At 59.6% G+C, this 23066-nt stretch carries 19 protein-coding genes, 1 tRNA gene and 1 pseudogene; 8 read left to right on the forward strand and 13 right to left on the reverse strand.

Annotated elements, in window-relative coordinates:
- Positions 1-13: 13 nt before the first annotated feature.
- Together EL22_RS12220 and EL22_RS12225 are read right to left on the reverse strand one after the other, a co-directional pair.
- Positions 14-718, reverse strand: a complete 705-nt coding sequence (locus EL22_RS12220; RefSeq protein ID WP_050051758.1) for a carbonic anhydrase — start codon at positions 716-718, stop codon at positions 14-16.
- A gap of 67 nt (positions 719-785) precedes the next feature.
- Positions 786-2645: a polysaccharide deacetylase gene (locus EL22_RS12225; RefSeq protein WP_050051759.1), complete on the reverse strand. Its 1860-nt coding sequence runs from the start codon at positions 2643-2645 to the stop codon at positions 786-788.
- A gap of 280 nt (positions 2646-2925) precedes the next feature.
- On the opposite strand from EL22_RS12225, the gene EL22_RS12230 reads away from it, so the two are divergent.
- Positions 2926-3933, forward strand: a complete 1008-nt coding sequence (locus EL22_RS12230; RefSeq protein ID WP_050051760.1) for an NADP-dependent oxidoreductase — start codon at positions 2926-2928, stop codon at positions 3931-3933.
- A 365-nt stretch (positions 3934-4298) separates the two neighbouring features.
- Here the strand turns inward: EL22_RS12230 and EL22_RS12235 are convergent, their stop codons facing one another.
- From EL22_RS12235 to EL22_RS12245, 3 genes are all read right to left on the reverse strand, one after another.
- Positions 4299-5066: an ABC transporter permease gene (locus EL22_RS12235; protein ID WP_050051761.1), complete on the reverse strand. Its 768-nt coding sequence runs from the start codon at positions 5064-5066 to the stop codon at positions 4299-4301.
- Positions 5067-5145: 79 nt separating this feature from the next.
- On the reverse strand, positions 5146-6174 hold the full coding sequence (locus EL22_RS12240; protein WP_050051762.1) for an ABC transporter ATP-binding protein: 1029 nt from the start codon (positions 6172-6174) through the stop codon (positions 5146-5148).
- Between the two features lie 71 nt (positions 6175-6245).
- Positions 6246-6584 carry a cupin domain-containing protein gene (locus EL22_RS12245; protein ID WP_050051763.1) on the reverse strand — a complete coding sequence of 113 codons (339 nt, stop codon included), beginning with the start codon at positions 6582-6584 and terminating at the stop codon, positions 6246-6248.
- 351 nt (positions 6585-6935) lie between these two features.
- Here EL22_RS12245 and mptA point away from each other — a divergent pair, with 351 nt between their 5' ends.
- On the forward strand, positions 6936-7874 hold the full coding sequence (mptA, locus tag EL22_RS12250) for a GTP cyclohydrolase MptA (protein ID WP_050051764.1): 939 nt from the start codon (positions 6936-6938) through the stop codon (positions 7872-7874).
- A 455-nt stretch (positions 7875-8329) separates the two neighbouring features.
- Here the strand turns inward: mptA and EL22_RS12255 are convergent, their stop codons facing one another.
- Both EL22_RS12255 and EL22_RS12260 read right to left on the reverse strand, forming a co-directional pair.
- The gene (locus EL22_RS12255) at positions 8330-9133 is read right to left on the reverse strand and encodes a TrmB family transcriptional regulator (RefSeq protein ID WP_050051765.1); all 804 of its coding nucleotides are present in this window, start codon (positions 9131-9133) and stop codon (positions 8330-8332) included.
- A 77-nt stretch (positions 9134-9210) separates the two neighbouring features.
- The gene (locus EL22_RS12260) at positions 9211-10860 is read right to left on the reverse strand and encodes a DUF255 domain-containing protein (protein WP_050051766.1); all 1650 of its coding nucleotides are present in this window, start codon (positions 10858-10860) and stop codon (positions 9211-9213) included.
- A gap of 168 nt (positions 10861-11028) precedes the next feature.
- Between EL22_RS12260 and EL22_RS12265 the strand changes: the two genes are divergently transcribed.
- Positions 11029-11655 (forward strand): FxsA family protein, encoded by a 627-nt coding sequence (locus EL22_RS12265; RefSeq protein ID WP_050051767.1) that lies wholly within the window; start codon positions 11029-11031, stop codon positions 11653-11655.
- Between the two features lie 67 nt (positions 11656-11722).
- Positions 11723-11796 (forward strand) — tRNA-Ile (locus tag EL22_RS12270).
- A 383-nt stretch (positions 11797-12179) separates the two neighbouring features.
- Here the strand turns inward: EL22_RS12270 and EL22_RS12275 are convergent.
- Together EL22_RS12275 and EL22_RS12280 are read right to left on the reverse strand one after the other, a co-directional pair.
- Positions 12180-13439, reverse strand: coding sequence for a thiol-disulfide oxidoreductase DCC family protein (locus EL22_RS12275; RefSeq protein WP_050051768.1), 1260 nt, complete (start codon positions 13437-13439; stop codon positions 12180-12182).
- On the reverse strand, positions 13436-14104 hold the full coding sequence (locus tag EL22_RS12280) for a hypothetical protein (protein ID WP_050051769.1): 669 nt from the start codon (positions 14102-14104) through the stop codon (positions 13436-13438). The genes EL22_RS12275 and EL22_RS12280 overlap by 4 nt, the downstream gene beginning before the upstream one ends.
- A 150-nt stretch (positions 14105-14254) precedes the next feature.
- On the opposite strand from EL22_RS12280, the pseudogene EL22_RS12285 reads away from it, so the two are divergent.
- Both EL22_RS12285 and EL22_RS12290 read left to right on the forward strand, forming a co-directional pair.
- Positions 14255-15067, forward strand: a pseudogene (locus EL22_RS12285) (tRNA uridine(34) 5-carboxymethylaminomethyl modification radical SAM/GNAT enzyme Elp3); the annotation flags it as partial.
- A 51-nt stretch (positions 15068-15118) separates the two neighbouring features.
- Complete coding sequence (locus EL22_RS12290; protein ID WP_231587949.1) at positions 15119-15856, forward strand: SLC13 family permease; 738 nt, start codon at positions 15119-15121, stop codon at positions 15854-15856.
- On the opposite strand, the gene EL22_RS12295 is transcribed toward EL22_RS12290, so the two are convergent.
- The 3 genes from EL22_RS12295 to EL22_RS12305 are packed head-to-tail and all read right to left on the reverse strand — an operon-like array spanning position 15829 to position 18966.
- Positions 15829-16959, reverse strand: coding sequence for a PrpF domain-containing protein (locus EL22_RS12295; RefSeq protein ID WP_050051770.1), 1131 nt, complete (start codon positions 16957-16959; stop codon positions 15829-15831). The genes EL22_RS12290 and EL22_RS12295 overlap by 28 nt on opposite strands.
- Positions 16960-18468, reverse strand: a complete 1509-nt coding sequence (locus EL22_RS12300; protein ID WP_050051771.1) for a tripartite tricarboxylate transporter permease — start codon at positions 18466-18468, stop codon at positions 16960-16962.
- The gene (locus EL22_RS12305; RefSeq protein WP_082146772.1) at positions 18469-18966 is read right to left on the reverse strand and encodes a tripartite tricarboxylate transporter TctB family protein; all 498 of its coding nucleotides are present in this window, start codon (positions 18964-18966) and stop codon (positions 18469-18471) included. It abuts the gene before it with no gap.
- Between the two features lie 1430 nt (positions 18967-20396).
- On the opposite strand from EL22_RS12305, the gene EL22_RS12310 reads away from it, so the two are divergent.
- Positions 20397-20807, forward strand: coding sequence for a hypothetical protein (locus tag EL22_RS12310; protein WP_050051773.1), 411 nt, complete (start codon positions 20397-20399; stop codon positions 20805-20807).
- A gap of 315 nt (positions 20808-21122) precedes the next feature.
- Here the strand turns inward: EL22_RS12310 and EL22_RS12320 are convergent, their stop codons facing one another.
- Complete coding sequence (locus EL22_RS12320; protein ID WP_050051774.1) at positions 21123-21632, reverse strand: hypothetical protein; 510 nt, start codon at positions 21630-21632, stop codon at positions 21123-21125.
- A gap of 156 nt (positions 21633-21788) precedes the next feature.
- Between EL22_RS12320 and EL22_RS12325 the strand changes: the two genes are divergently transcribed.
- Complete coding sequence (locus tag EL22_RS12325; protein ID WP_050051775.1) at positions 21789-23033, forward strand: hypothetical protein; 1245 nt, start codon at positions 21789-21791, stop codon at positions 23031-23033.
- Positions 23034-23066 lie beyond the last annotated feature (33 nt).

A 23066-nucleotide genomic window follows, 5' to 3' on the forward strand; every position in this document is an offset into this window, starting at 1 on the left:
ACCGCACGGACCACTAGTCGAGCAGACTCCGAATCGTCGCTTCGTAGCCGTCCGGCACCAGATCGACGAGTGCCTCGCGCTCGGTCTCTCCGTCGACTGTGACGAGATACGTACGGCCGGGGCGGTCGCCGTAGACGCCCTGAAAGTCGTAGACGAAGCCGTAGACAGTGACCCGGTCCGGAACGTCGGCGGCGGCACACAGCGAGCGGGCCTGATAGCTGACGTTGTACTCGACGAGCTGGTTGATGACGGTGTTGGTGGCGGCATCGCGGTCGATGCGATCGCTCTCGAGGGCCTCCTCGACCACGGGGACGAGCATATCGACCCACTTGTCGACGCCGCGTGGCCCGGGTGGCTCCGCGCCGGTCGCGACGTGGTAGGCTGCGGTGATGGCCCCACAGCCGGTATGGCCCACGACGGCCACGGCGTCGGTGCCGGTATGATGGATCGGATAGAGGACGCCGCCGTCGATGATCCGGTCGCCGTCGTCCTCGTCCCAGACCTGATTGCCGATGTTACTGGGGGTAAAGACCGCGCCCGGCCGATCGATTCCCCACATCCCCTCGTGAGAGACCCGCGAGTCCGAACAGCAGACCGCGACGACGGTCGGGTGCTGACCCGTCTGGACATCCGCGAAGTACCCGTCGGGCAGGGACTCGACGTGGCGGCGGTTCCCGGCGAGGAGTTCGTCCAGAAGTTTGTCAGTGGAATCGCTCATGGTACTACGTATCGTGGCCACCCACAAAACGATCTCTTCTTTCCGAGAGCGACCGGTCACCGGAACCTCACTCGATCAGGAGTTCCCAGTCGCCGGTCGCTTCGACGTTGAACCACGTCGCGTTCCCGACGGCGTAGGATCTCGAGCCCTCGAACTGGCCGGTCTTGTTGACGACCTGTTCTCTGCTCCCGCTCGAGTCGAAGCCGTCGACGAGGAAGGTCCCGTCCCCCTCGTGGCTCACCACGAGACTGATGTCGTCTTCGCTCTCGAGCGGTCCGACGAACGACGATCCGGTGCCGGACTGCTCGACCGGCAGCGACGTGAGGTCCGAACTCGTGACTTCGGGCTGGTCGAGTTCGATCGACCACTCGCCGTCGGCCTGGACATCGAGTTGATAGGTCCCCTCGTCGGCGAACGTGAACGACTTGCCCGAGCCGGAGCCGGTCGTATCCACGACGAGTTCGTGTGCGAGGTCGCCCTCGATCGCCGTCCCTTCGACGGTGAAATCACCGCTTCCCTCGTGAGAAAATCGACACTCCACGCCGCTTCCTGCGAGTTCGAACTCGCCGGTCTGGCCGGAGCCGCTCCCGTCGAAGGTGTGTTCGTTTCCGGCCTCGAGAATCGGTCCGCCGTCGTCGGTCCCGGAATCGGACTCCGACTCGGAGTCCATCGTTCCATCGACCATATCGGAGGGTGTAACCACATCCACGCCGCGGTGTTCGAGGTGGTTGAGCAGATGTTCGAAGTTCTCGAGGAGCATGTTGTTCGCGTTCGAGTCGGCTTCGTCCTCGACAATTCCCGGAATTCTGAGGACGGTGAGCTGATTGTACTGGTCCGAGAGGTTGATCGCGCGTCGCACGCCGCCGTGGAGGTCGGGCCCCCAGATGAGCGATGTCATGTGCGGACCGGTCGGCGACGTGGAGTTGGGGCTGGCACCGAACAGAAAACCCGACTCGTGGTGCTCGCGGACGATTTCGTGAGTCGTCTCGTCCATGCTGTCGCCCGGCGCGAAGAAGTGACGCGCTCCGTCGGCGAACTCGTAGGATTCCAGCGCGGATATCGACTGTTGAATCCGCTCGCGCTGTTTCTCGGCCGACTGATCCGGAAGGGGACCGCCGCTTTCGGGGTACGAACAGACGTCCCAGCCCTGCTCGCTGAGTTGTTGGAGCTGGCTGACATTCATCCGCCCCGACCCGCCGATCCGATCGGGGTCGACCGGAACCGCACCCGCCCAGCCACGCTCCTCGAGCATGTCCGCGGCGATATCGAAGTGTGAAGGGAGCCCGTCGTAGAAGGCGAGAATCGCCTTGCCGCTGTCGACCGCGGCCTCCGTTCGTCGGAGGTCGTCGACGACGACGCGGGTCGGGCCGCTCTCGGGGCCCTTCACGACGATGTTAAGCTGCGTGACGTTCGAGAGGTCGGGTTCGCCACGTTTCATAATGTAGCCGAAGTCGACGCGGAGCCACCCTTCGTACGCCTCGGGGATCTGTCTGATACTCGTGAGGTGGTTCTCACGACCGCTCGCGAGGACCTCGAGTCGGATGTCATTAGCCGAATCCACCTTGACGGCCATCGAAGCGTCCCAGTTCTCGAGGTCAACTCCGTCGGGAATCGCGAGCCCCGTGCTGGCAGTCGCCTTGTCGCTTTCGATGACCAGCGCCTGATCCCCCGTGATCGCCTCGTCGGGCGCGGGTTCGATTTCGCCGTGTCGGGGAACCCAATCGTCGTCTTCGCCGAAATCGGAGATGAGTTCGCCCGAGTTAGACGCGGGCCAGGCCGCATTGTCGCCGCCCGAACCGTTGCCATCACCGTTTCCGTTCCCGTCACCGTCGCCGCCGTCCGAAAGGAAGTCGAGACAACCCGCGAGGGAGGCCGAGCCGACGCCGACCGCAGCTAACAGACGCCGTCGAGATGAGTCGATATCCATACCCAACCGACCGCATCTGAAGTACTTTCTAATGGAGCTATTAACTCGGATTCGATCGGTCAAACCGAACGGAATCGATGGCAGAGGATCGGTCCAGAAACCACAGAATCACCCTCGAGGAGCCATTATACGGTTATTAAACGACCCAGGAATCGAATCGTAGCCCTCGAGCCGACATCACCGCGTTCGCAGGTTGGAAGCGCCCAGCCCACACCGTGAAAGTAACGGACCTCGTTTCCGGGAGGCAAATGTTGACCTTTCGTCGGGAAGACGCTCAAATATGGCATCCACTAGACAGTGGCACCTCGCGAGCCGCCCAGTCGGCGAACCGACCCGCGACGCCTTCGAGTTGGTCACCGTCGAGCGTCCGGAACCCGATCAGGGAGAGGTCCTCGTCGAAACGCGCTACCAGTCGGTCGACCCCTATATGCGGGGTCGAATGCGCGACGCCGAATCCTACGCCGAGCCGTGGGACGTCGGCGAACCGATGAAAGCTGGCGTCGTCGGCGAGGTCCTCGAGTCGAACTACGACGGGCTTGAGGCCGGCGATATCGTCACGGGCGACTTGCTGTGGGCCGAACACGCGGTCGCCCACGGGGACGAACTACGGCAAGTCAACCCGGATCTGGCACCCGTCTCGACCGCCCTCGGCATGCTCGGAATGCCCGGCGTGACGGCGTACTTCGGCCTGCTCGACGTTGGCGAACCGAAGCCGGGCGATACAGTGGTCGTCTCCGCGGCGGCCGGCGCGGTCGGCTCTGTCGTCGGTCAACTCGCACGGATTGCGGGCGCACGCGTCGTCGGGACCGCCGGCAGCGACGAAAAGGTCGACTGGCTCACCGACGACCTCGGTTTCGACGCGGCGATCAACTACCGCGAGACGGACGACCTCGGTGCCGCACTCGAGGAGACCTGCCCGGATGGCATCGACGTCTACTTCGACAACGTCGGCGGTCCGATCACCGACGCCGTCTGGCCCCGGCTGAACGTCCGCGCTCGAGTCGCCGTCTGTGGACAGATCTCACAGTACAACGCGACAGAGGTTCCGACCGGCCCCAGAAAGCTCGCGACGCTCATCGAGAAGCGCGCCCGCGTCGAGGGCCTGCTCGTCGGCGATTACGAGGGGCGCTGGGGCGAAGCGCTCGAGCGCCTCGCCGGGTTCATCGACTCGGGTGAACTCGAGTATCGCGAAGAAGTGGTCGAGGGATTCGAAAACGCGCCCGACGCATTCCTCGGGCTGTTCGAGGGCGAAAACATCGGCAAGCAGCTCGTGAAAGTGTCGGATTGAGACGAGGGCGTCGTATAACGGCTCTCACAGCCACCGTGTGAGCGTTTTGATTCGATAAACGGTGAGTGTACCGTGACTCAGGGGTGGCTTTTCGTCGACAAAACTCGCGCACAAAATTCATGAACACGGGAATAGAGCCCACAGTATGAGCACGGTTACATCGACGAAACGCCTTCCATCCCGGGTAGCAACGATACTGGGGGTTATTTCAGTCGTACTCGGGGTCTCCACGTCCGAGTATCTCGAGGCGGGCCCTATTGTGGCTGTTGTTGCAACTGCCGTCCTACTGGTAGCGACAGCGTTCGCCTACAATTTTCTGTCTGCTTAGGAAGGAACGACTCGAGGGGTTTCACCGAAAAGACGGCTCAGTCGGAGATTCCATAGCCGCGCTTGAACAGGAACAGGTCGATCGCGAGAACGACCACAGCCGCCCCTGAGAGCACGAGCAACGACGTGTTCGGGTTGATCTCCGTAACGCCGATCATGCCGTATCGGACACCGTTTACCATGTAGACCATCGGGTTGAGCAGCGACGCGGTGTAGGCCAGCCCCTCGAGTTGGTCCAACGAGTAGAACACCCCGCCGAAAAACACCAGCGGGCGGAGGAGGAACTGGTTCATGACCGTCAGATGATCGAAGTCCTCGGCCCAGAGCCCGCCGATGATCCCGAGGCCGGCGAAGAGGGTGGTCGTCACGACGCCGAAGCTGAGCAGGTACAGCGGGTGTGCGAACGGTACCGTCGTGAACAGGAAGCCGACGGCGACAATCAGCCCGCCGATGATGATTCCCCGAAGCGCACTCGAGATGACGTACCCGCCGACCGTCTGGGTGTGTGACAGCGGCGAGGTGATGACCTCGTGAATGTACTCGTTCCACCGGCCGTGGAAGATGCTGAACGAAGCGTTCTCGAAGGCGTTGGACATGGCTCCGAGCACGACCAGACCGGGCAGCACGAACTGGATGTAGGTCACGTCGCCGACCGATCCGATTCGGCTACCGAGGATGACGCCGAAGACGGAGAAGTACAGGACGTTCGTGATCAGCGGCGGCAGGAAGGTGTTGTACGGGCGTCGCACGAACCGGAGCACTTCGCGCTGGATCAGCGTCCGCAACTGTGTGTTTGCTATACTCATCGCCGATCACCCGTGGAAAGCGCGTGCGTTTCGACGACGGCCGGTGACAGCAGACACGCCTCTGAGGAGACTGGCCGCATCAGACGGCACCCCCCTGCTCAAGGAAGTCCTCCTCGCGCTCGGTCCCCGACTGTTCGTCGCCGGGCGGCTGGTCCTCGCTGCCATCCCCTTCGTCCGAGCGGGTCACAGACCGATCCTCGTGTCTCGTCAGGTCGACGAACACCTCCTCGAGCGAGGTCCGGGTGATCTCGAGGTCGACGATGTCGTACCCCTCGGCTTCGAGATCGTTTAGCAACTGCGGGGCGGTCGCTCCCCCGTCGTCGACCCGAACCTCGAGTGCGTCGCCGGCCAGCCACGCGTCGTGAGCGTAGGCACCCAGCGACGGTGGGGTCGACGGCGGGTTCTCGAGGGCGACCGAAATCGTGTCCGTTCCGCGTTCTTTGAGTTCGTCCGGCGTCGCGACGGTCACTTTCTGGCCCTCGTTGAGGATGGCGACCCGATCGCAGAGGCGCTCGGCCTCCTCGATGTAGTGAGTCGTCAGGAGGACCGTCGTCCCCTCCTCGTTGAGTTCGGTGACCAGTTCCCAGAGGTCGTGGCGCAACTGGACATCGACGCCCGCCGTCGGCTCGTCGAGAATCAACAGATCCGGGTCGGTGACGAGGGCTCGAGCGAGCAGGAGGCGGCGTTTCATGCCGCCGGAGAGCCAGTCGAAGCGCTCGTCGCGCTTGTCGTAGATCCCGACGCGTTTGAGCACCTCGTCGGCTCGCCGTTCGGCTTCGTCCTTCGGAATCCCGTGGTAGCCGGCCTTGTGCATCAACACCTCTCGAATGGGGAAAAACCGGTCCACGTTGAACTCCTGTGGCGCGAGCCCGATCGCGTCTCGAGCCTGCTGGTACTCAGTTTCGACGTCGTGGCCGAAGACGCGGACGTCCCCGCCGCTCTTGCGAACGAGGCCGACGAGCGTGTTGATGAACGTCGTCTTCCCCGCGCCGTTCGGACCGAGCAGTCCGAAGAACTCCCCCTCCTCGACTGTCAGAGACAGACCCTGTAAGGCCCGTAACTCGCCGTATTCCTTGACGAGATCCTGCGTCTCGATCGCCGGTGGCATCACTCGAGCGGAGGCCACGACGGCGGTTAAGGGTGTTGTCCTCGGCAGCCCAGAACCGTTCGTGTGGGGTGTTACAGGGGCGCACCGACGAGAACGAGCTTCGCCGATCCGTCGCCCTCGTTGTGGATCTGTCGTCGCTCCTCGGCGTCGATTCGCAGCGCTTCGTCCGTCTCGAGGGGTACCGACTCCTCGCCGACATCGACTGTCACCGAGCCGTCGGCGACGTAGTACACTTCCTCCTGGCCCGTCTCGGTCTCGTCGTGGGCTTTGCCGCTGACGCCCGGCTCGAGCTCGAGGATCGAGATGCCGAGTTCGTCGGTCTCGAGTTCGTCCGCGAGAAACCACATACCGCCGCTTTCGTCGGGAAGAATCGAGTCGGGATCGGTCTTGTGAGCGGTTTCGTAGGGCATAGTCGAAAGAGCATCCTACAGCAGTATAGAACCGCCGGAAGCGGAAACGGATCGAGTGGCGTCCGACGACGGCCGTGATCAAGAGCCGGTTGTGATCGAGCACCAACCGGCGATAGTTGCCGTACCGAGAATGCACTGGAGAAAATGCACTCGAGAATCGCCAGCGGTGGCTACACGAGATCGATACCGAAAGAAACGCACGGAACGACTCTCCGTGCGGACTGCCGTTCGTATCTACACCTTGTGACGAGAAGCACTTAAAGGGAGCACTGAACAAGTAGCCGTCAGACGGGCCACCGAGCCAATGTCCCTTCCGAAAGGTTGAATCGCGCGCTGTCCCGAATGCGGGTAATGAGTCAACAGCTTCCCGACGTGCAGGCGACGGCCCCCGACGTCACCGTCGGCCTGAACCAGGTCGGCGTCACCGGCGTCGAGAAACTTGTCAAGATCGCGCGCACCGGCAAACGCCCGCTCGTGCTCACCGCAGAGTTCGAGGTCTTCGTCGACCTCCCCTCCTGGCGCAAGGGCGCGGACATGAGCCGCAACATGGAGGTCATCGACGAAATCCTCGAGGAGGCGACCCGGGAGGAAGCCTACCGCGTCGAAGACGTCTGTGGCGACGCCGCCGAACGCCTGCTCGAGCGCCACGACTACACGACCAAAGCCGAGGTCTCGATGGAGGCGGAGTTCATGCGCCGCGAGCAGACGCCCGCCTCGGATCGGGAAACCCAGCACACCGTCGACATCATCGCATCGGCGACGGCGACCGAGGAGGGCACCCGCGAGGAGATCGGTGCCCACGTCGTCGGTATGACCGTCTGTCCGTGCTCGCAGGGGATGTCCACGGCGCGAGCGAAGCAGAAACTCGAGGACCTCGAGGTCCCCGAGGAGACGATTACGGAGTTCTTAGACGAGGTCCCACAACCGGGCCACTCCCAACGCGGGCACGCGACGGTCACGGTCGAAGCCGACGGCGATCCGGAGGTCGATCTGAACGAGATCATCGACATCGCCCGCGATTCGATGAGCGCGAAGATCTACAACCTCGCCAAGCGCCCGGACGAGGACCACATGACCTACGAGGCCCACTCGGACGCCAAGTTCGTCGAGGACTGCGTTCGAGCCATGGCCGAGGGCGTGGTCTCTGAGCTAGACCACCTCGCCGACGACGCCGTGATCACGATGATCCAGTCCAACGACGAGTCGATCCACCAGCACAACGCCCACGCCGAACGCGTCGTCGAGATGGAGACGCTTCGCGAGGAAGTCAACGGCGACCTCGAGCGCTAAAACGACGACCTGTCGGCGGGTTCGAACGGTGAGCGAGTAGCGCTCGAGCACCCCTGTATTCGGTATTCGAGCGCCGAATCGTGCAGGCGATCGCTATCCACCCGCTCGAGCGGTTTCGAACGGGCTCGAAGGGCTGTACTCGCCAGTTTTCCACGCGCGTTCACGATCCAGAACACGACTATAAGTAGCGGAGCGAATCAGAAGCTGCGGGACACAACCTGAAGCTGCGGGACACAACCTGAAGCTGCGGGACACAACCTGAAGCTGCGGGACACAACCTGAAGCAGCGCCGCTCGCAACGAGGACCAGTACAGCCGCGTCCTCCCCAACCGATTCACTCGATCACTGCGTTCTCTCGTTCATCCCTCACGCGGGATCGGATCGCACCGCTCGCGTCGCTCGCGGTGCGGCCCAGCGCGCGCCAGTGGGAACGACGGGCCGTTCGCGGCTCGAGTTCAAAACTCGAGCGGCGTCGCCCGTTCCCAACTCGGGTGAAACTCCTCGTGGACGTCGGCGGCGAACTCGGGGTCTTTCAGGTCGATCATGCCGAAGACCTCCTGTGACGCGAGCGGGTTCGGCACCTGGATACAGACCTCGACGCCGTCGATGATGTTGAACGAGCCGGTGACGGCGTCGCTGGTTCGGACGGCGAAATCCTCCCGCTGTTGGAGCGTCTTCTGATACCGCCGGCCGACGTTTTCGGAGAGTGAGGCGACCAGTTCGCGCGTCATCAACACATCGACCGAGACGCCCCGATCCAGCGCGTCCTCGAGGTGTGCCAACACTTCGTCGCCGACGGTTCGGATGTCCATTCGCGGAGCGGGATCGGCGGCGACCATCACGATGTCCTGATCCGCCGCGGTGAGCCGTTCCAAGAGGAGGTCGATCGTCTCCTCGGGGCCGACGGAGGCGGTCCAGAACTGCTCTTCGACGGGTTCGGCTGCGTCGAGTTCCGCGGCGAGGTCGTCGACGATCGACTCGTACTGTTCTGCCTTCTCGTCGAGTTCGCGCTTTTTGTCGTCGAGTAGTCGATCGAGCGCGGTCGCGGGTTCGACGGCGACGTACTTCTTCGGACGGCTCGCAGTCTGACTTCGAACGAGATTGTACTGTTCGATACTGTTGAGAACGTCGTAGATCCGGCCCATCGGGACGTCGCTGGCCCGAGAGAGTTCCTTGGCCGTCGTCGGACCGATATTCAACAGCGATCGATACGCGCGAGCCTCGTACTCCGAGAGCCCGAGGTCCCTGAGACTGGCCATACGAATAGCAAACCCACTCGAGAAGTATAAACACTACGATAGTTTGGTTTCTCTCAGGTTCGTATGTTTCGAGTGCTCTATCCCTCGAGTATGTCCCTCACTCGATCGCTCAACTGTTCCGGGGTTTCAGCGACAGGGGAAACTCGGTCGCCTCGTTCGACGCGTGCGGTTCCTCGCTCCAGGTCCGTCGTCGCGTTCGGAACGACCACCTTCTCGTGGTCTGCGACGCGCAACGCGGCCCGGTGGAGGTCGGTTCCGGCGGCCGTTCCAAGCCGAACGACGAGCGGATCCTCGAGTAGCCGTGCGGCCACGGAGCCGTACTTCGCCATCTGGACGCCGAACCGATCGCTCGCCCCGGCGAAATCCTCGAGCGTCTCCCGTGCAACTGTCCGATATCGGTTCTGGTCGGTCAGGATCGCGAGGTCGACAAGCGCGTCTGCGAGCGCGACGTTCGCATCGAGCGGGCGAAGCGACCGCTCGAGCAGTCCCGCGCCGCGGGCAGGGGCGTCGACGAACGAAGCGCCGTCTCGGAGCGTCTCGAGCGTGACCTCGGCGATATCACGCGCATCCTCGAGCGTCTCCGCTCCGAGGACACTCGCGCTCGCGAGCATCGCCCGCAGTCCGCGGGCCTGGGTCAACAGAAGCGGCGTTCGCTCGAGCGAATCGGTGTCCTCGTCGGGCAGTCGGTGGGCGACGACGCCGTCTTCGAGCAGGTCGGTCCGAAGCGTCTCGAGTGCGCGCTCTGCGTAGCGACGCGCGCGCTCGTCGTCCGTGTACGCGTAGTAGGTGAGCAGCGCATCGATCGCCAACCCGTTCGGTCCGGCGAAGACCCCCGTGTCGACGGGCGGGTCGTTGACGGCCGCTCGGTCGCTGGCTTCGAGGGTGTAGGATCCGTCTTCGCCGGGAGCCTGACTGTTCGCGAACGCGTCGACATCGCCGTTCCACAGCGTCGTGGTGAGGTACTCGATGGTCCGCGACGCGGGGTCCTGATACTCCTCGCGTCCCGTGTAGAGGTAGGCGTTCGAGAACGCACGGACGAGCGCGGCGTTCGAGTCGAGCAGCTTCTCGTGTTGGATCTCGCCCCAATCTGCCTGCGCGCCGAACCGGTAGAATCCACCCTCGTACTCGTCGAATAAGTTCGCGCTGACCGCCTCGAGCGAGCGACGCGCCATCTCGCGGTCGCGCTTGAGCGCGAACTCGAGAGCGTCCGGGAGCGGAAACTTCGGCTCGACACCCCAGCCGCCGGCGGTCTCGTCGTAGTTCTCCTCGAGCTGGGCGAGCATCGACCCCTCGACATCGCTCGAGAGTCGGCCGGCAGGGGGCTCGTCCTCTCGAAGCGGCCGCGGGATTCGACTCGCATCATCGCCTTTGGACTCCCACATCGTCCCGACGCTCTCTAACACCTGCCGCATCCCGTCTGGACCGAGATAGCCCGCCCCCGTCAACATCGCGCCGTCGGGCGCGAGAAAGACCGTCGAGGGAAAGCCGCCCATGTTGTACCGGTCGCGCACCCGCGGTCGTCGGTCGGCGTCGACGCGCACCGGCACGAACCGGTCGTTGACGTTCGCCGCGATCCGCGGCTCGGCGTAGGTCTGCTCGTCCATCTCGTGGCAGTGATCACACCACGTCGCAGTCAGTGAGAGCAACACGGGAACGTCCGCAGATTCGGCCTCGTCGAAGGCCGCCTGTCCCCACGCTCGCCACTCGACCCGCGTAACGTCGTCCATGCTAGGCTGAAGGCGGGTCGCGTGCGTAAGGCCTTCGTTCGAGTACAGTACGGAACGCCCGTTCGGGGACAACGCGGAACGCACGCTGGAGTGCTCTCGAATCCGACGCCGGCTCGGCTCGAGGGGTGAGACTAAAGGGTTTTGACCCTCCACGGCCTAGTGGCGGGTATGCTCCGGTGGCTCTCTGCGCTGTTGCTCATCCCGTTTCTGGACGCGGTACTCCTCGCGCTGGTCTTTAGCCGTACCGAGTTCGGGTGGGTCGCGATGGTGCTGCTGGTCGTTCTGACTGGACTGATCGGTCTGTTGCTCGTTCGCGCGGAAGGGCGACGAACGCTCGGGAAGATGCAACGCACGCTGGCGAAGGGAGAGCCACCGACGAACGAACTGCTCGACGGCGGTCTGTTGATCGCCGCCGGTGCCTTCCTGCTCACGCCGGGACTGGTCACCGACCTGGTCGGCTTTCTCCTCATCGTCCCGATCACCCGAATCCCGATCCGCGCGGCGCTCAAGCGGTTCGTGATCGTTCCCTACGCGGACAAAAAGACCAGCGGGTTCATCAGCGGCAACGTCTACACGTTCGGGTTCCCAAACGGTGGCGATGCCGGCGGACGGGGAACCGGTTCAACCGCGTCGAACGCCACGACTGACTCGAGTGAATCCAGTGGTCGAACGTACGACCTCGACGACGACTCCTACACGGTCGAATCGGACGGGGGAGACGACGAATACACCATCGAATTCGGAGACGAGGAGTCTCGAGACGACGACGGGGACGGCGACCCCTACGCTCGGTAGCGGTTCGCACGGGTATGAGAGAAAGAAACGCTTAAACGTACCTGCCCGCAACTCACTGATGCGAAGCGGGCCAATAGCTCAATTAGGTCGAGCGCCACTCTGATAAGGTGGAGGTTCTCGGTTCAAATCCGAGTTGGCCCACTTCTCGTGACGAACAAACTCGTGAGTCACGAGTATGGCATCCGACTCGGATTTGAATTATGCGAGTCGCAGCCCGGGAAGCGAACGAAGTGAGTGACCCGGAACGTCTCGAGGTGGTTCAAATTCGAGTTAGCCCACTTCTGATGGCGAGCAAATTCGCGAGCCATAAGCTCGTGTTGCCACGAGGATTTGAGCCTTGGAAGTCGCAGCCCGCACAGCGAGTGTAACGAGCGAGCAGGACCCTCTTCCTTCGGTTCAAATCCGAGTTGGTCCATGTTTTCCGAGTTGGTCCATGTTTTTGCGTCGAACAGGCTCTGAGTCGGGAGTGCGGACCGATGGTTCTCGAGGAGCTCACAAGTCACTGAACGAGAGATGGTTATTGCTCAGGAGGTTTCGTCCGGGTCGTAACTGCACACGAAGTGGCGGTCGCGGTTGTCGGCGATGTACTCGTAGATTCGTTCGCCGACCATCCTGACCGGTGGGAACGCCATCAACAGCGTGATCGGCGCGAAGATCCGGAACTGCTTGAACAGGTGACGAAAGGCATCGTAGCCGCCGTGGGCCTCGCCATCGCGGAAGAGGTACATCTCCTTCTCGAGATCGACCTCGTCACGATCGACCAGTTCGGACGGCGCGTCTGACTGGGTGTAAAACGTGACCGAATCATTGATATCGAGGTGTTTGAAGAAATAGAGGCTCCGCGCACAGAAGTAACAACGCTCGTCGTAGACCAGTTGGACCGCGTTCGTTTGATCCGCGGCGAGTTTCCGATAGGCGACGTCCCACGCGCCAAACAGCGAGAGTACGACGACCATGTCGATGAAGTACAGTCCCAGGGTGAGCATCACGGCGACGTGAAAGCCGATCAAGCCGAGAACGAACGGCGTTACCGTCACGCCGAGGACGACCGCGACGATAAACAGCGACTGGACGAGCGCAGTCCCGACGAAGCCGAGCCAGGCCAAGAGTTCGTGCTGGACGACGAACTCTCCGATGGGTCGGGACATCCCGGTCGCAACCTGATTATACAGGATATCGCGCTGGAGGTCGGCACCGGAGAGGTAAATATCGAACGAGCCGTTGAGTAACTTCCCCCACGCAGCGCCGAGATACATGAGCCCGACGACGACGAGCATCCACTTGAACGGCCGCATGCGGTAGGATCGGTCGGATCCCTCCTTGAGGAACCGGTTCAGTTGCTCAAGCGAGCTCTCTTTCGTCCGGATCACCGCGTCTACAGACATCGCATCGTCGTCGTGGAAGAACGCAAAGAACAGGACGAAATACGAACAGACGAACAGCGACTCGACGGTACCGGAGAGGTAAATCGTCGACTTGACCGAAAGCATCTCCAACAAGATGAGACTCGCGAGACCGCCCGACCACTTGATCTTGTACCCAGCGATAAAGCACACGAGCAATCCGGCGACGAGCCACTGCTGGTAGGGCAACAACGCCAGAAGCACGTCTCGGTGAAGGAAGTCGATACCAGTATTGAGGGCCCGCGGCCACTCCTGATAGAACCCCCAGTCGAGAAAGACAACGCGCCAGAGAAGGTACGCCCCCAACACGACGCGAGCGACGGCGAGATTGATCGGAGACGAGCGAGAATCGTCGGCGAAGTAGTTGATGAACGCGCTCATGAGTGATCGTGTTCGGTGATCGATCGGTCGTCGACGTCGACCGTCAACAGGAGTTTTTCGTCATGCGATTCGAGCGCAGTGTCGTCCTCGTTTACCGTCAGCGTCCGTTCGTAGATGCGGATGGATTCGAACTCCCCGTACTCCTCGAGGGTCGAAGCGGTCCACTGTTCGTCGTCGACGTACCGCGGCGGGTCGATCAGGTCCGTCGGCGGTGGATACGATCCGGATTCGATGTCAGATCGATACTCCTTGGCATTTGAGAGATAGAACGCCGCGGTTTCCATCCGCTCCTGATCGGAGTAGTCGTCGACCATGCGCCAGGCGACCGTCGAGGAGCGGCTGTCGGTCGTCGGTGGCGTCGCACGGTAGTCGTAGAACAGTTCGTTTTCGTCTTCATCGACGACGACGAACTCGTAGGCGGTGTTTTGTTCCTCGCTGGGGTGTGAGAATTTGTGCATTTCGACGATCGGTATGAGCGTCGATCCGAGCACGGTTACCGCGACGAGGACGAGAATAAATCCTCCAACCCAGGCCTTCCTCGCAAGTTCTCGATTCGGCAGTATTTCTCGATCCGAAAGCGCGAGCAGGACGAGCGTACCGAGGAGGAACCCGACGAAGAACACGGGGAAGATTATGTTCCGAAAGTCCGAGAGCAACTCTAACATTGGTCTATCTCTATTGTTAATCAATCCGAAATGTCCGTATAGTAGTTCCGTACGTTTATTACGTTCATTGAACTGAATAATTCACCTAGCAGGTAATTAAAACGGTTTCAGTCTTCGATAAACTGGTGAAATAGTCCACCGATCGGCGCTCAGCGCCTGCGAGACGCGGCGTTCAAGGTCGGCTTTCACATGATGCCCGGCCAGCCGGGAATGAGCAGAGAGATGTGTCTCGAGGACTTCCGGCGCATCTTCGAGCAGGAACAGTGGAAGCCCGACTACCTGAAGATCTATCCGACGTTGATCGTCCGCGGGACGGCGACCTACGACTGGTGGCACAGAGGCGAGTACGATCCCTTAGACAACGAGGAAGCCGCGGAACTCGTCGCCGAAATCAAGGACATGATCCCGCGCTATACGCGACTCCAGCGGGTCCAGCGTGACATTCCGGCGGACTACATCGACGCCGGCGTCTGGAAGTCGAACCTCCGACAGCTCGCGCGCAAGCGCATGGACGAACACGGCTGGGAGTGTGACTGTATCCGCTGTCGCGAGGCGGGAATGAACGACGCCGAACCCGATCGCGTCGAACTCGACGTGATGAGCTACGAGGCGAGCGGCGGGACCGAACACTTCATCAGCTTCGAGGACTTCGAACAGGACCTTCTGATCGGCTTCTGCCGGCTTCGATTCCCGAACGACCCGGTCAGGGATGAACTCGAGAACGCGGCGCTAATCAGGGAATTGCACGTCTACGGCTCTGAAGTCACGATGGGCGAAGACGGCGAGACGGACCAACACCAGCACCGCGGCTACGGCCGCAAATTGATGAACCAAGCAGAATCGCTTGCCGCCGACGCCGGCTTCGACAAAGTGAGCGTCATCTCCGGGATCGGCGCTCGAGAGTACTACCGGAACAAACTCGGCTACCATCAAGACGGCCCGTACGTGAGCAAACGGCTCTAACCCGCGACGACGGATCGTCCGTTCGTTTTTGATCACTCGATTCGTCGACGATTGGAGTCCGTCGAACGTCGCCGAGAACTCGGTGCTATTTCCATTTTCGCGCTCTATCCACTTGATTACGCAGATATTCCAGAACCGAAGGACAGAAATACCACTACTGGTTTCAACCGTGAACAACGAATTGTTGCCGCTGTGATGTCCGGGACAGTTCTCGCTTGGATCATCGGATCTTTTTTTGGTGTCCCTACAATTCTCCCTGCTGCAGCGGCAGTTCTCGTTCTTGCATTACCCAATATTCGTATCATCCGTGCAGATGCCGTCGCAAACGTAAGCTGGAACGTGCTCTTTCTGGTCGGAGCAATGTTTTCTTTGCTTGAGGCACTCACAAACACAGGCGTCGTGAATCTCGTCATCAACCGGGTTCTGGAGACGATCCCGCTTAATGCTCTCCCGGTGTTCGCGAGCGTTGGTATTCTTCTTCTAGTCGCAGTCGGCGTTCGTATTGTGTTCTCAACTGGGTCTGCGGCGCTGCTCGTTGTTGTTCCTTTTGCGCTTCGGATCGGGGAAGAGCTGGGTGTGAACCAACTCTACCTCTCGTTCTCACTCCTCATCGTTATTGGTGGAACAACATTCCTACCGTTCAACACAACGTCTGCCCTACTCGCGTACGAAGAGGGGCCACTAAAACAGAGAGATATTGCACGATTCGGCGTCGTAACACTCTTTCTCTCGTTGGGTGTTATCGCCGTCGCGTGGTTGTTCTACTGGCCGTTGGTCTCAAGCGTGTAGAACGCCCGTCCTTCCATTAAGCGCCGCTGTGTTCGTGAAACCGTTACGCTCTCTACTTCGTCCTTATTGACGTTAGCCTTGACCGACATTTTCCCCTTTGGATGTCCAAGTACAACTCTTTCACCGTCAGGGACATCGGCCACCCGATTCGGAATCGTTCCCTTGAGCAGTGTAGCAGCTGCAGTACACGATGCGCCCGTTACAGCATACACTGGATGAAGGTACTGCATACTCATAATTCGGGCTGTGATGTCAATCTCTGATTCACTGACGTAGCCCGTGGTCGCTTCGTAGTCGGCTGGTGGTGCGACGAACGCTACCTTCGGGAACCCAGGCGATTCAGCGGTCGCGTCCTCGGCTGAATCAACGATGTCGAGTTCCGCACACACGGTTGCACGGATCTGCTCGATCCAGTGCAGAAACTCAGGATCGTTATCAATATCCTCGGGCAACTCCGTGCCAGTTACACTGAGGCTGGATGCCTGGACGAAAACGACGGGAGTCGTGACATCCAAGACAGTCATCTCGACAGGCACTCCATCGACGTCAAGTGTCGTTACCGGTTCATCGAACGGGAATAACCCCTTTTCGGCCGTGCCCGCCGGGTCGTAGAACGTCGTTTCGACCTTAGCACCAGTTCCGGGGACGCCGTGGATCTGATGGTTACCTACGGTGGTTGCACGATCATCCACGATATCGAATGTTTGCTCAATCCGTGTCTCTGTGTTCTTATTATAGAGCGTGACCGTAGCTTCGCCGTTATAAGGAACATCAACCATGTTCTCATCCGCGGCGAACGGTCCGACGACAGTCGTCATGTTACCACAGTTTCCACCATAGTCAATGGTCGAATCACGAACGCTAACCTGACCGAACTCGTAATCAATATCGATACCGGCACGGTCACTTTCTTCGACAATCATCAGTTTCGATGTCGTCGATGTCCCGCCGCCGAGTCCATCGATTTGACGCTCATCGGGACTCCCGAACAGCGAGAGGAGAGCTGCGTTCGTATTATCTTCTGGTAGTTCGTCGCGAGTCACGGCGACGCCCTTACTGGTTCCTCCGCGAACGAGTGCGCACTGGATAGAATTTTGATCCATCTAAACTTCTGAAGTTGTACCGAATTGTTGTTTCAGCACCGGACCAAGATATGGACCGACGACGATCACTACAGTTGCAACGACTAGCAACAGTCGAAGAGGCGTTGCGAAGAAGATATCTAAACTCCCGTTGCTGAGGTCAAGCGATCGAGCGAGGTTCTCCTCTGCGATGGGGCCGAGAATGAGACCCAAGAGGAACGCGACGAGGGAATAGTCGTATGACTGCATGAAATATCCAATAATCCCCAATGCGAGAACGACGAATACGTCGAAGTAATTCGAGTTGAGTGAGAACGCACCCAAAACGGATAGTACGATGATGATGGGGATAATTACAGAGGTATTTACCGTCGTGAGATAGCCTGCCCACCGAACTACGAGGAGCCCAAGGGCGAGGATTATGAAGCTGCACGCAACGAGTGAGACAAAGATTGAGTACGTGAGATTGATTTGCGAGCTGAAGAGAGCCGGACCAGGACGGATACCGTGGAGCATGAGCGCACCGATAAGGACGGCAGTCGTAGTGCTCCCAGGGATACCAAACGTAAGTGTCGGAATCAGAGATCCGCTTACTGTAGCATTGTTCGAAGACTCGGTGGCAACAATCCCTTCTTCGGCGCCGTTTCCAAATTTTTCAGGATTTTCGGAGGCACGTTTTGCCTCTCCGTACGCGACGAACGTCGAGACAGACCCCCCGGAACCAGGAATTGCACCGATAAGTAGCCCCACAACTGAAGACTTGATGAGCGTAATAGGTTTCGAGAGGACAGTCCGGATACCAGATAGGACGCTCCCTCCGACGTCGATGTCCCCACCGCGAGAAATCGTTCCTCCCTGCTTGCTCAGGCGGAGCATCTCCGAGACTGCAAAAATCCCAATGAGGGCTGCAACGAAGTTGATTCCGTTGTACAGACCGAGCTGGCCGAACGTATAGCGGGATGTTGGGAGCATTGGCGCGACTCCGACAGTTGCGAGCATTACGCCGAATCCACCTGCCATCGCATCTCGTAGGAAATCTCCTTCAGAGACGACTATGATGAGCGCGAGTCCGAGGACTGCGACCAAGAAGTACTCAGGAGTCCCGAACATGAGAACGATTGTGACGAGTGCGGGAAGAATCGCAAGAATGGCCACTCCACCGAGGAAGTCACCGATACTCGAGGAGACAGCAGAAATTGTGAGTGCATCAACGGCACGTCCCTCTCTCGCCATCGGATAGCCCTCGAGTGTCGTCGCTGCTGCGGACGCAGAACCGGGGACGTTGAATAGAATTGCGGAGATACTTCCCCCGTACATAACACCGTTGTATGCCCCAATGAGGAAGATAATTGCGTTAACACTCTCTAGCTGGATTGTGAACGGTATTGCAATCGCCAAAGTGAGTGCTCCGCCGACACCGGGGAGACTACCACCGATGACGCCGATGATGACGCCGAGAGTGATGAGCGCAATGCCCGGCCATGAGAACACCATTTCGATCGCGTTGAGGACTATACTAATATCTGTCATTCAGATCCCCCCCGTGACGAGGTCGAGTTTCATGAGCACGATGAAGACATAGGCGACCCCCGTTAGTGCGGCGGTGATAATCGCGGTCACCCACCACTTCTGGCCCGTGTACACGAGATATGCGAGCGCGAAGGGCGGAGTTACCCAGAACAGTCCAACGGCGAAGCCTCCGAGGATATACCCCGTAATGAGCGCACCTAGGACAAGCATTCGGGTCCGGTTTTCTGTTTTCCCACTTTCCTCCGCTTCCGACATCGACGACTCGTCGTCACCTGAACCGCTGAGGACGACGGAGTCACCTTTGGTAAACTCGTAAGGGATAAAGTGGTTCACGACACGGAGCGTGGCTGCAACTATGACGATCCCAGACGCAGCCTGTGGAAAGAGGCGTGCTGCCGGTGGAAAATCATAGGCTGTAATGAACATGTAGACGGCAAGTGTTACCAGCAGCGCGGCAAACACGTGTTCGCCGCGTGCCATGTTGGTAAGGCGGTCCATGGCTGATGATTTGGAAGTGCTCATTTTTAAATGAATTTGTTAGCTGACTCGGCCGCAGTTTTTCCGTACACGGCTGCATTCATCTGACCTGTTCCACCAGGATAGTTGTCGAAGAACAACCCACCAGTACTGTTCCCAGCCGGATAACACGGTTGACTCATTTGTACAATGGTTGGATAAAAAGAGAAAACAAAACATTGTACCATACACGGACGACAACGAAAAGAAGGCACCCCGTTGGTTCAAGCCAGAGCACAATTGGTCCCACCAACAGGCACGTACGAACTTTGCCAGAGCGAAAGACTGTGATAGGCATTTCTGGGACTCCTACGACGAGTTTACCACAGTGTTAGTAACACGTACTTCCGATGAGAGTACGGCATCACTCCTCGAGCAAACCCAGAGCCTCACACCTCGAGCCTACTACCAATGCCGATACCGCTTACTCAAGCGACTTGCTGACGAGTATGCGGCAGTTGAGGTACGTGCTCCGAAGTATCCTACCCACCCGGAGAAAACGGTGCGCACTCACATCCATACAGGCATTTGGCTACCCGGACACCACTCTGCCGATGACTTCGACTTACTGAAGCGCAAGCATATGGATACCGTGGAGGGAGCTACGGATTGCCATATATCCGTCCAACACCACTCAACCGATACCTACCCACCCGTAGAAAACGGTATGGACGAAAGCCGTGGGGCAACGACAGCATTACCCTACGAATTGGCCGGAGAGAATCAACCCTTGATGAACGTAGCGACAGATGCAAGCGACTTGTACGACACCCGCGCACTCGAGTGGTGTGCAACTCTCTCAGGAGGCACAGACACCACTCACGCAACTCCGGGTATGAGCTATTGGGTTGAGCTTGGTAGCTTCGGTGAGTTTGCTGAGACGGTGGCAGAGAGTCGTGAGGATTGTGACGACTTAATCACCCAACCGGATAACACGGTTGGGACAAAAACCAGTACATCACTTGATGAACCAAAGCCTACCCCTCAACCAAGCGCAACCACACGCACCAATGCTGCACTCGAGCAAGCGGTGAGTGCCTTGGCACAATTGGAGTGACATACCTCGAGTGGCGCAAGGCCCTTGCATCACCATTGTACAACCTCACACCCTACCCCTCGAGCGAGGGGAACCACCTTCCCTCTGATTAGTTGCGCAGAGAGTAATACAAAATATTACTAAGGTAACGAGAATTCGTACTTCTTCCGGTCGGATTGCTCCTGCTCGCCCTCCTGACTCATTGTCTGTCCACTAACGGATCTGCGGGTAAGTATTTGTTGACCTGCCGAGCGCGTGCACAATAGGCAGTTCAGCGCGTCTCCCGGCGGACTATCCGCCCCCGGTCCGTCGCTACTCGAGTGATTTCGGTTTCGGTATCGAAGCCGTTTTGGCTCGCGCACCCCTCGGTCCCTGCATGAACGGCGATAGCGACATGACGCTGGCCTTCGAACTCGAGGCGTTAAAGGAAGTCGCCTCCCCCGAATCCGTCTTCGAGGACGCCCGGAGTTGGACCACCTACATCGGCGTCGTCTCCGAGAAACCGACCTACGTTGTGACGAACTTTACGCGGAAAAACCGCGTGCGCCAGGACTTCTTCTCCGGCCCGCGCGGCGTCGACGAGAGCCTCGAGGGCGTCAAAGACCAGTTCGACACCGACCGGTACGTCTTCATCGGAACGACCGACGACGACGAAGCCCGCGCCAACGAACTCGGCTGGGAGTACCTCGACATCGAAGACGCCGCCGAAGCTGCTGACTGGACGATGGGCTCGGAGACGACGCCCGAGGAAATCGAGCCGGACACGTCTCGAGACGACTGGCCCTGACCGGCTCGAGTAATTCTATTCCCCTCGAGACCTCCGGTGTAAACTGACCGTCTCGTACTACATCACACCTCGTCTTTCTCGTCTGCCTGCAGTTCGCTGACCTGCTTCTCTAATTCGTGACGCCGGTAAAACTGCTCACCCATCGCAAATCCGATTACTAACCCGAATGCGGCTCCTATCACATTGTAAATTACCCCGAATTCGGCCCCTAGCGCATTGAAAAGGAAAAATCAGATACCCATGCAAATGATTCCAGGAATGAGAATCGAACTGGCTTTCGATGTCATATCTCAATTTTAATTGTTCACACGTTTATCAATTTATACTAGTTAGGATCACTATAGTAGCGTCGTCGACCTCGATGTCGTCGTCGCTTTCGATCGTCTCGAGTTCGGCTTCGGTCGGCGATTCGAACCGCGGTTCGTTCCAATGGTCGTTCTCGATCGACATGTTTCGATCGACCGAGTCCTCGACATCGGCGCTGGATCGTTTGAACGCGTCGATCGGATACGTGTTGTCGCTAATGTACTCGGCTGCGAACTCGTCGAACTGGTCGGCTTCGTCGTCACCCGCCAGGACGAACCGATGCTCGACCGTCCACTCGGAATCGCCCGATTCGGTGATATTGAGGCGGAACGTCTGTTTCGGATCCGCCGTGTCGATCGAAACGTCCGAATCTTGAGAGATAGTCGAGATATCGTACTGGGGGCCGTCGGAGGTCGTCCCTGTCGGTGAATCGACTGTCGGGGCGGCGGCCACCGTTCCGAGCGTCGACGCGGTGAGGAGGGCGACGAGGGCAAGCGTGAGGGCGGGCGATAACCGCATACGTACAAGCGGTGGTTTCCCAGAGGAAAAAACACTTTCCATAGGGAAATAGATCATTACTTCCACCGTCGTGTGGGTATTCTGATGGTGGTTTGCCCGTCCGCCCGACGAGGGGTGTCGACCAATTTTTGTATCAGCGGTTTCTACTGTCGTTCAATGACGAACGCGATTCCAGCCCTCCTCGCGTTGCTTCTCGTCGTCTCTCTTCCGGCGATGACCGTCACCGCGGCGGCACCCGGACCTGCCCAGGAGCGGATCGAAGAGCAGCACGAACTCCCTCTCCTCCAGTCTGTCGAGCCAGTCCCTATCCAGGATACGACGAACCGTCTCACGCTGGATCCGACTCGAAACGACTCGGTGGAGTACGGTCAGAGCCTCGGAACGATACTCGCTCAAAGTGACGACGACATCCGCAACGAGTACGAGTGGGTGGTCCTCTTCGACGAGGAGTTCGAAACCGTCGACGACAGCGAACGCGACGAGATGATCAACGCGTCCCTCGAGAACGTTCGCGACCGGACGGACAAACTCGAGCGACGGGAGCGCGAGGCGGTACGCGCCCACGCTGCGGGTGAGATGTCGACCAATCGGCTGTTACAAACGCTCATCCGAAACTACAACGACGCGAACGCCCTCGAGCAGCGAATCGAAGAGATAATGCGACGATCGGACGAGGTCATCGGCTACAGTATCGATACGGATGTCCAGAAGGATCTTCGATCCGATCGAGAGCGACTGGCGGTCCAGCAGGGGACCGTTCGGGCGTTAGCAGCATCGACCGAGCAGGGGACCGGAACCGGAACCGAAGACGGACTCTCGATCGAAGTACAGACCTCGGACGCGGGATATCGCCTCCAGACGATGGTCGACGATACGTACGTCGTCGAGACGACCCGGTTCGACAACAGAGATGTCGACAGATTAAACAAGTACGAGGATCAGGGCGAGGCTTTCGATCGGTTCGAAGAGTTGTACCCGTGGGCGACGGAAGACGGGACGGAGAGTTTCAGCAACGACAACGGGGACCCGTGGAACCTGTATCGGGTGGAGATCCCACACAGTCAGGGGATCCTCACCTCGTTCCTCGATAGCAACCTCGGGCAGGTCTTCCACGAGGTGCAGGAACTGAACGTCGAAACGCTCCCCGTGTCGGCGTCGACCACTGAGACGGCAGACGGACTGGAACTGACCCACAACGAGACGTCCTCGGACGGTCCAGTCAGGGTCCAGGTCAACGAGACCGAATCGGACGCCCCGGTCGAATCGGCCACGATCTCCGTCGACGGGGCCGAAATCGGCGAGACCGACGAAAACGGCGTCTTCTGGTACGTTCCGCCGAGCGAATCGTACGAACTCGAGGTCGAATCGGGCTCGAGTACGGTCTCGCTGGATGTCTCCTGACGAGACGAGGGTTTATCCCGTATCGGGGGGCCA

The organism is Halostagnicola sp. A56 (assembly GCF_000691505.1).
Taxonomy (GTDB): domain Archaea; phylum Halobacteriota; class Halobacteria; order Halobacteriales; family Natrialbaceae; genus Halostagnicola.

Bases quoted from the DNA above. Each gene is read 5' to 3' on its own strand.
- EL22_RS12220 (WP_050051758.1), bottom strand. From the start codon at position 718: ATGAGCGATTCCACTGACAAACTTCTGGACGAACTCCTCGCCGGGAAC.
- EL22_RS12225 (WP_050051759.1), bottom strand. From the start codon at position 2,645: ATGGATATCGACTCATCTCGACGGCGTCTGTTAGCTGCGGTCGGCGTC.
- EL22_RS12230 (WP_050051760.1), top strand. From the start codon at position 2,926: ATGGCATCCACTAGACAGTGGCACCTCGCGAGCCGCCCAGTCGGCGAA.
- EL22_RS12235 (WP_050051761.1), bottom strand. From the start codon at position 5,066: ATGAGTATAGCAAACACACAGTTGCGGACGCTGATCCAGCGCGAAGTG.
- EL22_RS12240 (WP_050051762.1), bottom strand. From the start codon at position 6,174: ATGCCACCGGCGATCGAGACGCAGGATCTCGTCAAGGAATACGGCGAG.
- EL22_RS12245 (WP_050051763.1), bottom strand. From the start codon at position 6,584: ATGCCCTACGAAACCGCTCACAAGACCGATCCCGACTCGATTCTTCCC.
- mptA (WP_050051764.1), top strand. From the start codon at position 6,936: ATGAGTCAACAGCTTCCCGACGTGCAGGCGACGGCCCCCGACGTCACC.
- EL22_RS12255 (WP_050051765.1), bottom strand. From the start codon at position 9,133: ATGGCCAGTCTCAGGGACCTCGGGCTCTCGGAGTACGAGGCTCGCGCG.
- EL22_RS12260 (WP_050051766.1), bottom strand. From the start codon at position 10,860: ATGGACGACGTTACGCGGGTCGAGTGGCGAGCGTGGGGACAGGCGGCC.
- EL22_RS12265 (WP_050051767.1), top strand. From the start codon at position 11,029: ATGCTCCGGTGGCTCTCTGCGCTGTTGCTCATCCCGTTTCTGGACGCG.
- EL22_RS12275 (WP_050051768.1), bottom strand. From the start codon at position 13,439: ATGAGCGCGTTCATCAACTACTTCGCCGACGATTCTCGCTCGTCTCCG.
- EL22_RS12280 (WP_050051769.1), bottom strand. From the start codon at position 14,104: ATGTTAGAGTTGCTCTCGGACTTTCGGAACATAATCTTCCCCGTGTTC.
- EL22_RS12295 (WP_050051770.1), bottom strand. From the start codon at position 16,959: ATGGATCAAAATTCTATCCAGTGCGCACTCGTTCGCGGAGGAACCAGT.
- EL22_RS12300 (WP_050051771.1), bottom strand. From the start codon at position 18,468: ATGACAGATATTAGTATAGTCCTCAACGCGATCGAAATGGTGTTCTCA.
- EL22_RS12305 (WP_082146772.1), bottom strand. From the start codon at position 18,966: ATGGACCGCCTTACCAACATGGCACGCGGCGAACACGTGTTTGCCGCG.
- EL22_RS12310 (WP_050051773.1), top strand. From the start codon at position 20,397: ATGAACGGCGATAGCGACATGACGCTGGCCTTCGAACTCGAGGCGTTA.
- EL22_RS12320 (WP_050051774.1), bottom strand. From the start codon at position 21,632: ATGCGGTTATCGCCCGCCCTCACGCTTGCCCTCGTCGCCCTCCTCACC.
- EL22_RS12325 (WP_050051775.1), top strand. From the start codon at position 21,789: ATGACGAACGCGATTCCAGCCCTCCTCGCGTTGCTTCTCGTCGTCTCT.